Source organism: Micrococcus sp. HMSC31B01, assembly GCF_001816085.1.
Classification (GTDB): domain Bacteria; phylum Actinomycetota; class Actinomycetes; order Actinomycetales; family Micrococcaceae; genus Micrococcus; species Micrococcus luteus.
Genome location: NZ_KV825013.1, coordinates 1 through 12,823, shown reverse-complemented (window position 1 = coordinate 12,823; position 12,823 = coordinate 1). Strand labels below are relative to the sequence as shown.

Sequence of the window (12,823 nt, the reverse complement as noted above, 5' to 3'; positions counted from 1 at the left end):
CGCCGTCGTCGGGAGCGGCTCCGTGGCCCACGCCACGCCCGCGCGCCCGCGACACGCGCGCGGTGGCGGCGGGCCGAACGCCTCGTCTACGGTGCTCCCCATGGCCTTGTTCTCCCAGCCGGTGTTCATCAACCTCCCGACGACGGACACCGAGCGGATCCGTGAGTTCTGGACGACCCTGGGCGCCACCGCGATGGACGACTACTCGGACGAGCACTCGGTGTGCATCGAGCTCACCGAGTCGACGTACGCGATGTACCTCAGCCCCGGCTACTACACCGACTTCATCGGCAACCGTGAGATCGCCGACTGCCTCACCACCAACTCCGCCCTCATGGCGCTGACCGTCGGCGACGCCGCGGCGGTGGACGCCCTGGCGGACCGGGCGATCGAGCTCGGCGCCGCCGAGGTGCCCCTGCCCGAGGACCTGCGCGAGGAGATGGCCGACTCCGGCATGCACTCCCGCGAGATCGTCGACCCGGACGGGCACCAGTGGGAGTTCGTCACCGCCTGAGCCCGCCGGCTCAGGCGCCGAGTCGCCCGGTGAGGCGCGCGTGCATCGCCGCGGAGGCCTCGTTCAGCCCCGTCACCTCGGCGTGGATCCCGTGCCGGGCGTACTTGGTCAGCACCGAGTCGAGCGCGGCCACAGTGGAGGCGTCCCACACGTGCGCGGCACTCATGTCGATCACGACGCGCGGCGGGTCGAGGGCGTACTCGAACTGCGAGTAGAGGTCGTTCGAGGACGCGAAGAACAGGGCGCCGTGCACGCGATACGTGACGGCGTCGCCGTCGTCGTGGACCTCGCGGACCACCGTGACCAGACGCGAGACGCGCTGAGCGAAGAGCACCAGCGCAGCGAGCACGCCCACACCCACGCCGATCGCGAGGTTGTGAGTGAGCACCGTGGCCGCCACGGTCACGACCATGACGGCGGTCTCCGAGCGCGGCATCGCGCGCAGGGTGGCGGGGCGCACCGAATGCCAATCGAAGGTGGCGGCGGCCACGAACATCATCACGCCCACGAGCGCGGCCATGGGGATCTGCGCCACGAAGCCGCCGAAGGCCACCACGAGCACCAGCAGGAACACGCCCGCGAGGAACGTGGAGATCCGGGTGCGGGCGCCGTTCGCCTTGACGTTCATCATGGTCTGCCCCACCACGGCGCAGCCGCCCATGCCGCCGAACAACCCCGAGACCACGTTCGCGACACCCTGCCCCCAGGACTCGCGCGTCTTGTCCGAGCGGGTGTCGGTGATGTCGTCCACGAGCTTCGCGGTGAGCAGGGACTCGAGCAACCCCACGAACGCGATGCCGACGCTGAACGGCAGGATCAACCGGAGGGTCTCCCACGTCAGCGGGACGTCCGGCAGGCCGAGCACGGGCAGCGCATCCGGCAGCGCGCCCCGGTCCCCCACGCGCGGCACGGCCAGGCCGGCGGCCATCACCAGGGCGGTGACCACGACGACGGCCACGAGCGTCGCAGGCACCGCAGTGGTGAGCCGCGGCAACAGCACCACGATCGCCAGGGCCAACGCCGTGAGCGGGTACACGAGCCACGGGACGCCGATCAGCTCGGGCAGCTGCGAGGTGAACACGAGGATGGCCAACGCGTTGACGAACCCCACCATCACCGAGCGCGGGACGAACCGCATGAGCCGGGCCACCCCGAACACGCCGAGCAGGATCTGGATGACGCCGCCGAGGATGATCGCGGCCAGGAGGTGCCCCACCCCGTACGCGTGGGACAGCGGTGCGACGACGAGCGCCACCGCCCCCGTGGCCGCGGAGATCATGGCGGGCCGGCCGCCCACGATCGCCGTGGTCACCGCCATGGTGAAGGAGGCGAACAGGCCGACGCGCGGGTCCACGCCCGCGATGATCGAGAACGCGATGGCCTCCGGGATCAGCGCGAGCGCCACCACGACGGCGGCCAGCACCTCCGTGCCCAGCAGCCGAGGGCTGCGCAGGGTGCGCAGGACGGACTGCCGCTGGAGCGGCGTGAGGGCAGGCGGGGGCGCGGCGGGTAAGGCGGGCATGCTCCCGAGGGTAGCGGTGCGCGGGCGGGGTGCCCGCCGGTGAGCGGGTCCGCCCGCCACCCCTCACGCCGTCCGCATCACCCGCACGGGGTCGCGGAACGCGGCGAACGCCGCCGGGGCGAGGCTGGCCAGCAGCGCGGTGAGGGCGGCCAGCACGGCCACCGCCGCCACGAAGTCCACCCCCAGCGTCCCGCCCTGGCCGGCGACGACGGCGTACCCGGCTCCGGAGCCCAGCACGGCGCCCAGCAGCGCAGGCACGGCGGTGCGCACGGCCACGAGCAGGATCAGGTCTCCGCGGCCGATGCCGAGGGTGCGGCGGCGGCCGAGGTCGCGGCGGCGGATGAGGACGTCGGCGAGCACCACGATGGACACGAAGAACGCGCCGGCTCCGAGGATCAGCAGCAGCAGGGAGCGTCCGAGCCCGGCGAGCTCGCCGGTGATCACCTGGTTGCCGGCGGAGAGGGCACGGGCGGTCTGGATGGAGGAGGCGCGCGGGTCGGGGTCGATCACGGCGAGCGCGGCCTCCTGCATGGCGCGGGTGCCGGCGGTGTCGGCGGCGAGGACGCGGACCTGCTGCATCACGAGGGCGTCCGGGGCGGCGGGGACGGTGAGGGCGTAGCCGTCGAGGTCCTGGAAGGGGTCCTGGGCCTGAAACGCCCCGACGACGGCCCACTGGCGGCCGTCCGTGGCCTCGATCGCTCCGGAGGGCTGGGCGAGGCCGAGCTCGGCGAGCTTGGCCTCGGGGACCACCACCTCGCCGGGGGCGGGCAGGCGGCCGCGGGTCAGCTCGATGCCACGGTCCAGGGTGCCGACCACGTTCGTCACGGCCACGCGGGCGCCGCCCCGGCCGATCCCGGTGTTCACGGCGTCCATAGGCGAGTCCCGGGCGAGGGCGGCCTCGGCGGTGTCGAGTCCGGCGAGGGTGGCCGCGGTGGCGCCGGTGAGGAAACCGGTGCCGCCGGTGTCGGTGACGGTGAGCACGCGGGCGCCGGGGCCGGAGAGCTCTGCGGCGACGGCCGCCTCGGTGGCGGCCTGCCTGCCCACGGTGGCCACGGCGGCGAAGCACATGGCGGCCACCACGAGCAGCACGAGGGCGGAGGGCACGGGAGAGGTGCGTGCGGCGGTGACGGCTTCACGCAGCAGGGTGCGCAGGTTCATGGGCGGTCCTCCCGGTTCACAGCCGCACCACCTCGTCGGCGCGGGCGACGACGGCGGGGTCGTGGGTGGCGACCACCACGGTGCGCCCCTCGGCGGCGGCATCGGCGAGGGCGTCCATGACGAGGCCGGCGTTGTCCGGGTCGAGGTTGCCCGTGGGCTCGTCCGCGAGGACGACGACGGGCGCGTTCACGAGGGCGCGGCACACGGCCACCCGCTGCGCCTGCCCGCCGGAGACCTGCCCGGGCCGGTGGTCGGCGCGGTGGGCGAGGCCGAAGCGCTCGAGCAGCGCCCGTGCCCGGTCCTCGAGCGTCTGGCGCTCCAACCCGGCGTAGAGGCCGGGCTCCACCACGGAGTCCAGGATGGGGCGGGACGGGTCCAGCTCCGAGTCCTGGAACACGAATCCCACGGAGGTGGCGCGCAGGCGGGAGCGCTCCCGGTCCGGGCGGGTGGAGGCGTCGACGTCGCCGAGGCGCACCACTCCGGAGGTGGGCGTGAGCATGAGCCCGAGCACGTACAGGAGGGTGGACTTGCCGCGCCCGGAGGGTCCGGTGAGGGCGGTGACGGCGCCCGGCGTGAACGCGTGGGTGAGGCCGTCGAACAGCTCCTCGGCGGCGCGGGTGTAGGCAAAGCGCAGGTCCTCGACGGCGAGGGCGGCGGGGACGACGGGGGCGGCGGGCGTGCCCGGGGTGGCGGGCCCCGTCATCGGGTGCCGTTCAGCACGCGCACCTGCTCGCCGGCGTCCACGCCGTCCACGACGGCGAGGCCGTCGGCGGAGCCGAGGACGGTGACGGTGCGGTCCTCCGCGGCGCCGTCCCGGACCACCGTGACCGTCGCGGCGCCGTCTGGCTGGGTGCGCAGGGCGGACACGGGGACCACGGGCCCGGAGACGGGCGGGACCACGCTGACCTGGGAGAGCAGGGAGGTGGTGGCGTCGGCGGGCAGGGTGTCGCAGTCCTCGCCGCAGACCACGCCGCCGTCCGGGGCGGTGAGGGTGATGCGGATCAGGCCCTGCTCGTCGGAGGTGGACTCGCCGGCGACGGCCTTCCATTCGTGTTCGCCGTGGGGCACGGTGACCTGGGTGCCGGCCGGGATGAGGGCGGCCTGCTCCTGGTTGACCTCGAGGGCGAAGTCCGGTTGGTCGCCGGGGCGGGCCACCACGTTCTCGCCGCCGGCGAGGGTGGTGCCGACGGCGGTGGTCTTCGCGTCCACGCTGAGGGGCGCGGGGAGGGCGTCGAGGACCACGAGCTGGCCGAGCTCCACGGTGTCCGCGGCGGGGTAGCCGCGTTCGGTGAGCCAGTCGTCCCAGGCGTCCGCGGTGGCCTCGTCCCACGTGCCGGTGGCCTCCACCTTCGCGCCGGTGGCGGCGAGCATGCGCTGGAACGCGGCGACGTCGTCGCCGGAAGTGCCCTCCCCGAGAGGGCGCCACTGGGGAAGCTCGCCCTGGAGGACGAGCACGGGCTTCTGGGCGACGGCGTACAGCACCTCCCCGGCAGCCACCTCGCCGGACTCTCCGGCCCGGGTGACGACGCCGGTCAGCGCGTTCACCGCCGCCGGCGTCTGCTCGCGCGACACGGAGACGCCGAGGGTGATGACACGGCCGAGCTCCTGCTCGGCGACGGTGACGAGGGCGCTCGCGGCCGGACGCTGCTCGGCCTGAGCCGGAGGTGTGAGCGTGACCCGGCCGGCCCAGAAGGCGAGCGCGGCGACGGCCACGAGCGCAAGGACGAGGGCGGCCCAGCGGGCGGGGCGATTCATCCGGATGACCCCCAGAAGACATCCTGCGGCGGAAGCTCCGGGCATGTCTGCGCGACCTCGGCCTGGCGTTCTGCCGACACGCCCCTCATGCTGTCCGCGAAGGGCCACCACTGGTGGCGGCCTGGAGTGTAGAACGCGGAGACGAATGCCTCTTTGGAGGGGCGCGCGGAGGTGTCGACCGTGTAGCCGTAGGCCTCGAGACACGGGATGAGGTATTGGTCCCAGTAGTCATAGACGAGGCGGAGCTGCGGATCGGTCCAGTCCTGGGTGTAGCTCGGATCCACCGGGTGCTGTGCGTAGCAGGTCACGTAGGCCGCCTCGAAAGCAGACCTCTGGGACTCAGGTGGGGTGTCGATCTGAATTCCCCCGGTCGGACCGACCGAGTTCGGCCACCCGGCCTCGGCCAGGCATGTGGACACCATGCGGTCCGACTCGAGGGACGTGGCGTACCACCCGGAGCGCTCCACCTGAGGCGGCGCGGGCATTCCCGCCCCCTGAGCGTGCCGCGCGACTTGCTCACGGTAGGCGCGCTCCTTCTCCGCCTCCGTCGTCAGGAGGGGTTCGATCCTCTCGGTGGGAACCCACTGCGAGGCGTCCCAGGTCTTCTCGGCCGTCGCGGTGGGGGGAGCGGCGACCGTGGATGAACCGCCGAGGCCCGCAGACTCCCGACCGACGCAGCCGGTGAGGGTCAGGGCGACGGCCGCCACCAGGGCGGCCGTCGCAGGAATGCGTAATGAAGTCATCGGTGCCGGCGAGTCAGTACGGGTAGTAGCAGTAGCCGTAGGTGCCCGACAGGAGGAGTCCTGCGCTGCAGTCCTGCCGACCGGAGTCCGTCAGCGCCTGCGCTGGCACCGCACCGGAGACGGCCAACGGTCCAGCGACGGCCACGCCGGCACCGACCTTAGAAATCCGCTGCTTCATACCCATGTCGCTCCTCCTTATGGTTCACGCTCAGTCGTGATCTGCGTCACACTCTATGAAGGTGCTCGCCCTGTGTCCAGAGAATTCTCGGTCGGTCCACAGACGTGCCCCACCAGGGAGTCAAGAGGGTCCTGCGCGTGACGGATGCGCAATCTCAGGGGACGAATGAGCGCGGCCACACCGGCAGGGGTGGCCCGACGATCGGGTTTCGATACTCCCGTCACCGCCGCGCGCCCTAGCCCCGTACACCTCCGGCTCCGGAGAGGTGCGGGCTCGTGAAACTCACCGGCACCTGGATCGAGAAGGTCATCGGGTGGTCCCGTGTCGCAGCGACGCCAGCGGCCAGTGGCTGGGCGCCGGCGCCATCCAGCCCCGGCCTCAGCGGGCGTCCTCGCGCGCGGCGGGCGCGCCGTCGTCGTCCTGCTCCTCCGCCTGTTCCCCGCCCTGGAACTGGCTCCTGTACAGCCGGAAGTACGCGCCGCGAGCGGCCAGCAGCTGATCGTGCGAGCCCTGCTCCACGATGTCGCCGTCCTCCATCACGAGGATGACGTCCGCGTCCCGGATGGTGGAGAGGCGGTGGGCGATCACGAAGCTCGTGCGGTCCGAGCGCAGCGCCGCCATCGCGCCCTGGACCAGCACCTCGGTGCGGGTGTCCACGGAGGAGGTGGCCTCGTCCAGGATCAGGAGCGAGGGCTGGGCCAGGAACGCACGGGCGATGGTGATGAGCTGCCGCTCGCCCGCGGACACGTTGGCGGCGTCCTGCTCGATCACGGTGTCGTAGCCGTCGGGCAGGGTGTGCACGAAACGGTCCACGTAGGTGGCCTTCGCCGCCGCGACGACCTCCTCGTCCGTGGCGTCGAGTCGGCCGTAGCGGATGTTCTCCCGGATGGTCCCGCCGAAGAGCACGGCGTCCTGGAGCACCATGCCGGTGGCGGCGCGCAGCTCGCCGCGGCTGACCGTGCGGGTGTCCACGCCGTCCAGCAGGATCCGCCCGCCGTCCACCTCGTAGAACCGCATGATCAGGTTGACCAGGGTGGTCTTGCCGGCACCGGTCGGCCCGACGATCGCGACCGTCTGCCCCGGCTCCGCCACGAAGTTCAGGTCCGTGATGAGCGGCTTCTCCGGCGTGTAGGAGAAGCGCACATGCTCGAACTCCACGCGACCGCGCAGCGGGCGCGGGAGGTGGGCGACGCCGTCGGGCCCGGGGATGGCGGAGGGCGCCGTTTCCCGAACGAAAGCGCTCTCGGAGGGCGCCGTTTCCCAAACGAAAGTGCCGTCGGGGGTGCGGGCGGGGGTGCCGTCGGGGGTCTCCTCCGGCTCGTCGAGGAGCTCGAAGATGCGCTCGGCCGACGCCACGCCGGAGATCAGCATGTTGGACATGCCGGCGATCTGCCCAAGCGGCTGGTTGAACTCGCGCGAGTACTGGATGAACGCGGTCACGGCGCCGAGGGTCATCTGCCCGTTGGCCACGCGCAGGCCGCCGACCACCGCGATGCCCACGTAGCCCAGCCAGTTCACCCACTGCATGATCGGCATGATCATCCCCGAGTAGAACTGCGCCGTGAACGCGGCCTCGTACAGCTCCTCGTTGCGCTCGTCGAAGCGCGCGGCCATGTCCCGCTGACGGCCGAACACGGTCACCAGCTCGTGCCCCGTGAACGACTCCTCGATGTGCCCGTTGAGCCGGCCCGTCTCCCGCCACTGCGCGGAGAAGAGCGCCTGGGACTTCTTGCCGATCACGCCCACCACCACACCGGCCACCGGCAGGGCGATCAGGGCGATGAGCGCGAGCTGCCAGGACAGCCAGAACATCATGCCGACGATGCCGATCACGGTCAGCGCCGAGTACACGAGCGAGGCGAACGCCTGCTGGAGGGCCTGCTGGACGTTGTCCACGTCGTTGGTGGTGCGGGAGAGCAGGTCGCCACGCTGCCCGCGGTCGAAGTGGCTCAGCGGCAGCCGGTTGATCTTGGCCTCGATGTCCTCGCGCAGGCGGAACACGAGGCGCATCACGAGGTCGTTGAGCACGCGGCCCTGCAGCCACATGAACAGCTGGGCCACGAGGTACATGGCCAGCACGATCAGGATCAGCCGGCCCAGCTCGGTGAAGTCGATCCCCTCGCCCGGTGTGAACGCCATGCCGGAGAGCATCTCCGCGGCCTGGTCCTCGCCCTGGGCGCGCAGCCCGTCGATGACCTGCTCGCGGCTCAGCCCGCCGGGCATCTGCGCGGAGACCACGCCGCCGAAGATCACGTCCATCGCCCGGCCCAGGACGTGCGGGGCCCACACGTTGAGCACGACGGCGACCAGCACCATCAGCGCGACCACCACCAGGCCCAGCTTCTCCGTGCGGAACAGGCTCATGAGCCGCTTCGCGGACGGCCAGAACGCCTTGGCCTTGCGGGCCGGCCCGCCGCCCCAGTCGTCGGTGGCGCCCTGCTCCTGGATCTCGAGGATCTCCTCGTCCGTCAGGTGCTCGCTCATGCCACGTCCTCCGCGGTCAGCTGGGAGTCCACGATCTCCCGGTAGGTCTGGTTGTCCGCCAGCAGCTCGGCGTGGGTGCCGCGGCCGACCACGCGGCCCTCGTCCAGCACGATGATCTGGTCGGCGTCGGTGATGGTGGCCACCCGCTGGGCGACGACGATCCGAGTCACCCCGGCCGCCGCGCGGTCGAGCGCCGCCCGCAGCCGCGCGTCGGTGGTGACGTCCAGCGCGGAGAACGAGTCGTCGAACACGAGGATCCGCGGCTCGGCCACGAGGGCACGCGCGATGGACAGGCGCTGGCGCTGGCCACCGGAGACGTCCGTGCCGCCCTGGGAGAGGCGCGAGTCCAGACCGGAGGCCGCCGTCTCTGCCTTGCCGGTGGTGCGGGCGCGCACGAAGTCGGCGGCCTGGGCCGTCTCGAGGGCCGCCCAGATGCGCTCGTCCGAGGCGTCCGGGGCCCCGAACTGCATGTTTTCCCGCACGGTGCCCGAGAACAGGTACGGCTTCTGCGGCACGAGGGCCACGGCCTCGGTCAGCTCGGCCCGGGCCAGGTCGGTCACCGGCACACCGTCCACGAGCACCTCGCCGGACGTCGCGTCGTACAGCCGCGGCAGCAGGCTGATCAGCGTGGACTTGCCGGAGCCGGTCGAGCCGATGATCGCCGTCGTGGTGCCGGGGGCGACGGCGAAGCTGACGTCGTCGAGCACCGGCGCCTCGGCGCCGGGGTACTGGAAGGTGACGTGGCGCAGCTCCACGGCGCCGTCGCGACGCGCGGGGGTCACCGGGCGGACCGGCTCAGCGAGCGTGGGGACGGTGTCCAGGACCTCGCCGATGCGGCGGGCGGAGATCACGGCGCGCGGGAGCATCATCATCATGAAGGTGCCCATCATCACCGCCATGAGGATCTGCAGCAGGTACTGCATGAACGCGGTGAGCGCGCCGACCTGCACGAGCCCCGCGTCCACGCGCTCGCCGCCGAACCACAGGACGGCGGCGGTGGCGAGGTGGAGGATCATCGTGATGACCGGGCCGAGCAGCACGAACAGCCGGCCGATCCGCACGGACGTCTCCGTCAGGGCGGCGTTGGCGTCCGTGAACCGGCGTGTCTCGTGGCGCTCGCGCACGAACGCGCGGACCACGCGGATGCCCTGGATCTGCTCGCGCATCACGCCGTTGACGTCGTCGATGTTGTCCTGCATCCGCTGGAACAGCGGCATGAGACGGGCGACGATCCACGCCACGATCACCAGCAGCACCGGCACGGAGACCCACACGAGCCAGGACAGGCCCGGGTCCTCGCGGATGGCCATGATGATGCCGCCGACCGCCATGATCGGCACGGCCACCATGAAGTTCAGGGCCATGAGGGTGAGCATCTGGACCTGGTTGACGTCGTTGGTGCCGCGCGTGATGAGGGTCGCGGCGCCGAAGCGGCCGAGCTCCTCCGCGGAGAACGCGTCCACGCGGGTGTAGACGGCGCGGCGCAGGTCCCGGCCGACGCCCATCGAGGCCTTCGCCCCGAACCACACGGCGGCGATCGCGGCGACCACCTGCACCAGCGCGACGCCGAGCATCACGAGGCCGATGTCCCAGATGCGGGCGGTGTCACCGCGGGCTACGCCCTCGTCGATGATGCGGGCGTTGAGGCTGGGCAGGTACAGCATGGCCAGCGTGCTGATCAGCTGCAGCACGACGACGGCCGCGACGGCGCCGCGATAGCGCCGGCCGTGACGGCGGAGCAGGGTCCAGAGCATGGGGCTCCCAGGGAGTCGGGATGGGCGCGCGGCCGCGTGGGGCCGCAGTGAGGTGGGCCGACGTGGGCCGGGTTCATTGTGCCCCAGCCGCGGGCGGGGAGGTCGGCACGATCGGGAGACGTCAGCAGGGGGCGTGAGCCAGATGATTCCGCTGCGGATCGGGCGTCAGAACCGCAGAAACGTCTGGCTCAGCGCCCGGGCCCCTCAGAGCAGGGGACGCAGTGGTACCAGCAGGGCCTCGACCACGCGGGCGAGGCCGTGACGGTCCTCCCAGCGCGGGGTGTCGATCCGGACGGCCCGCTGGGCGTCGAGAGCGAAGATCTCCTCCATCCGGGCGGCGAAGTCGCGGTCCACGACCACCACGTTGGACTCGTAGTTGAAGCCCAGGGAGAGGCGGTCGACGTTGGCCGAGCCCACGGTGGACCAGATGCCGTCCACGGTGGCGGTCTTCGCGTGGATCATGCTGGCCCTGTACAGCAGGATCGTGATGCCGGCCTCGAGCATCTTCCCGAAGAAGCCGCGCGAGGCCCAGTCCGCCACGATGTGGTTGGAGTCCTCCGGCACCATCACCTGCACGTCCACCCCGCGCCGGGCCGCGTGCAGCAGCGCCTCGAGGACCTGCTGGTCCGGGATGAAGTACGGCGTGTTGATGAGGATGCGGTGCTGCGCCCGCTGGATGGCGTCGAGGTAGCTCAGCCGGATCGGGTAGACCAGGAGCGGCGGCTGGTTCGCGGCCACGGTGACGCGCGGGTCCCACGTGTCCGGGGGGCGCCAGGACATCTGCTCGCCCGCGCGGTGGTGGGCGTTCCACTTGATGGAGATCGACTGGCCCAGCGCCCACACCGCCGGGCCGCGCTCACGCACGTGGGTGTCCCGCCACAGGCGGGCGTAGTCGTCGCCGATGTTGAAGCCGCCGGCGAAGCCGACCTCGTCGTCCACCACCATGATCTTCGAGTGGTTGAACCCGCTGTGCCGGACCACGCCTCGCCAGATCGGGCGGGCGAAGGCCGGCAGCCGGAACACGTGGATGCGCGGGTCCAGCTGACGGTAGAAGCGGGGCGGGACCACGAGGTTCCCGAACCCGTCGTAGGAGACGTAGACCTCCACGCCGCGCGCGGCCGCCCGGTTGAAGGCGTCCATGAACCGCTGGCCCGTGGGGTCGCCCTTCCAGATGAAGGTCTCGAACTTGATGATCCGCTGCGCTCCGTCGATCGCGGCGATCATCTCCTTGTAGAGGTCCTCACCCGAGGTGAAGATGCGCAGCTCGGAGCCCTCCACGTGGGCGTCGAACACGCCGGGGTTCGGCGCGGGTCGGCGCACTCGGCCGCCGCGCTTGACCATGTCCACGCCGGTGAGCCCGGCGGCGACCGTCAGCGGCAGTCCCACGAGACCGACGCCCGCGGCCACGGCCGCTCCCCGGAGGAGACGACGGACCGGCAGGCGGGACAGGGACGGCAGGGACGGTCGACGCATTCGCTCAGTCTACTCAGGGCCCCGTCAGCGCGGATCGGTCGAGCGGCGCATCTCGGTCCAGGCCGCGCTCACCTCGGAGCGCATGCGCACGAGTTCGATCGCCGTCTCCTGCAGCCTCCGGGCGCTCTCGCTCTCGGGGATGTACTGCCGCACCCGCTGGGCCTGGTCCTCCGCGGAGACGTCCACCATGACGGCGATCGAGTGCGCCACCAGGCGGGACTCCGCCCCGGTGCGTCGGCTCGCGTAGACGCGCAGCGCCACATGCATGGACCGCTCCGTGGTGTTCACCAGGAGGGCCTCCACGCGCACGAGGTCGCCCACGTGGATGTTCCGCACGAAGCGCACACCGCCGCCGAACACCGCGACCACGGATTCATGTCCGGTCCAGCGGGCGGCGCAGACGGCGGCCGCCTCGTCCACCCAGCGCAGGATCGCGCCCGCGTTGATGGTGCCGCCCACGGTGGCCTCCGCGTTGGGGGCCAGGAACGCGAGGGTGCTCATCTCCTCGGGGGCCTCCCCGGGCGCGGGGAACGGCAGTCGGGCCATGCCGCGCTCGACGGCGCGGCGGGCCACGGTGGAGCGGCGGGCCTGTTCGTCGCGCTCGATCTGGCCGGGGGTCGAGGGCTCCCAGACCGGCACGGTCACGGGCACCCCGCCCTCCTCCGCGGCGTAGACCACGAGGGACGAGGTGGCGACCACGGGGTCGCCGTCGTCGTCGCGGATCTCCGGCAGCAGCAGGCGGGTCTGGACGTGCACCTCGGCGCCGTCCGTGTGGACCACGCGCGCCTGCACCACGGCACGGCGGTCCACCGGCACGGGGTGCCGGAACTGGGTGTGCCCCATGTAGCGGGCACGCACGAACGTCCCGGCCCAACTCGCCGCGACGGCGTAGCCGGCCTTCTCGATCCAGGAGATGACGGTGCCGGCGTCCACCAGGCCGGTGGGATGATCGAAGCTGTCCGCCCGGAATTCGAGGGCGAGGGCTCCGGGGGGTCTCATGCCGTCGAACGTATCACCCGAGTCCGGGCCCTGTGCGGCCGGTCACGCCCCGTCCAGGAGTCTGCGGGGAACCTCCCGGCCGCGCCCCAGGCGGGTCCGCGCACGGGGGACAATGGACCCATGACCGCCTTCGACCGTCTCCCCCTGCCCGCGGAGCCCCAGACTCCGCACGACCGCCTGCGCCGCCGCACCGAGGCCGCCGTCGCCGAGCGCGGGGAGGCCGCCGTCGCCGGGCTGGCGGTG

At 72.1% G+C, this 12,823-nt stretch carries 11 protein-coding genes; 1 reads left to right on the top strand and 10 read right to left on the bottom strand.

Annotation, left to right across the window (positions count from 1 at the left end; genetic code table 11):
* Nucleotides 1–100: 100 nt before the first annotated feature.
* Entirely contained in the window at nucleotides 101–514 is a 414-nt protein-coding gene (locus HMPREF3105_RS03560) for a VOC family protein (RefSeq protein WP_020621736.1), read from the top strand.
* A gap of 10 nt (nucleotides 515–524) precedes the next feature.
* Here the strand turns inward: HMPREF3105_RS03560 and HMPREF3105_RS03555 are convergent, their stop codons facing one another.
* From HMPREF3105_RS03555 to HMPREF3105_RS03515, 10 genes are all read right to left on the bottom strand, one after another.
* Complete coding sequence (locus HMPREF3105_RS03555; protein ID WP_020621737.1) at nucleotides 525–2,036, bottom strand: SulP family inorganic anion transporter; 1,512 nt, start codon at nucleotides 2,034–2,036, stop codon at nucleotides 525–527.
* A 63-nt stretch (nucleotides 2,037–2,099) separates the two neighbouring features.
* Entirely contained in the window at nucleotides 2,100–3,194 is a 1,095-nt protein-coding gene (locus tag HMPREF3105_RS03550) for a permease (RefSeq protein WP_020621738.1), read from the bottom strand.
* A gap of 16 nt (nucleotides 3,195–3,210) precedes the next feature.
* Nucleotides 3,211–3,897 (bottom strand): ABC transporter ATP-binding protein, encoded by a 687-nt coding sequence (locus HMPREF3105_RS03545; RefSeq protein WP_020621739.1) that lies wholly within the window; start codon nucleotides 3,895–3,897, stop codon nucleotides 3,211–3,213.
* The gene (locus HMPREF3105_RS03540; protein ID WP_020621740.1) at nucleotides 3,894–4,949 is read right to left on the bottom strand and encodes a hypothetical protein; all 1,056 of its coding nucleotides are present in this window, start codon (nucleotides 4,947–4,949) and stop codon (nucleotides 3,894–3,896) included. Before HMPREF3105_RS03540 ends, HMPREF3105_RS03545 begins: the two co-directional genes overlap by 4 nt.
* Nucleotides 4,946–5,656, bottom strand: coding sequence for a hypothetical protein (locus HMPREF3105_RS03535; RefSeq protein WP_020621741.1), 711 nt, complete (start codon nucleotides 5,654–5,656; stop codon nucleotides 4,946–4,948). The genes HMPREF3105_RS03540 and HMPREF3105_RS03535 overlap by 4 nt, the downstream gene beginning before the upstream one ends.
* 49 nt (nucleotides 5,657–5,705) lie before the next feature.
* On the bottom strand, nucleotides 5,706–5,876 hold the full coding sequence (locus tag HMPREF3105_RS13195) for a hypothetical protein (RefSeq protein WP_020621742.1): 171 nt from the start codon (nucleotides 5,874–5,876) through the stop codon (nucleotides 5,706–5,708).
* A gap of 372 nt (nucleotides 5,877–6,248) precedes the next feature.
* Nucleotides 6,249–8,354, bottom strand: a complete 2,106-nt coding sequence (locus HMPREF3105_RS03530) for an ABC transporter ATP-binding protein (RefSeq protein WP_020621743.1) — start codon at nucleotides 8,352–8,354, stop codon at nucleotides 6,249–6,251.
* A complete protein-coding gene (locus HMPREF3105_RS03525; protein ID WP_036384543.1) occupies nucleotides 8,351–10,108 on the bottom strand; it encodes an ABC transporter ATP-binding protein in 1,758 nt (585 codons plus the stop codon). The genes HMPREF3105_RS03530 and HMPREF3105_RS03525 overlap by 4 nt, the downstream gene beginning before the upstream one ends.
* Nucleotides 10,109–10,312: 204 nt before the next feature.
* Nucleotides 10,313–11,581 carry a phospholipase D-like domain-containing protein gene (locus HMPREF3105_RS03520; protein WP_036316196.1) on the bottom strand — a complete coding sequence of 423 codons (1,269 nt, stop codon included), beginning with the start codon at nucleotides 11,579–11,581 and terminating at the stop codon, nucleotides 10,313–10,315.
* Nucleotides 11,582–11,605: 24 nt separating this feature from the next.
* Nucleotides 11,606–12,580: an acyl-CoA thioesterase gene (locus HMPREF3105_RS03515; protein WP_036316197.1), complete on the bottom strand. Its 975-nt coding sequence runs from the start codon at nucleotides 12,578–12,580 to the stop codon at nucleotides 11,606–11,608.
* Nucleotides 12,581–12,823: the final 243 nt, after the last annotated feature.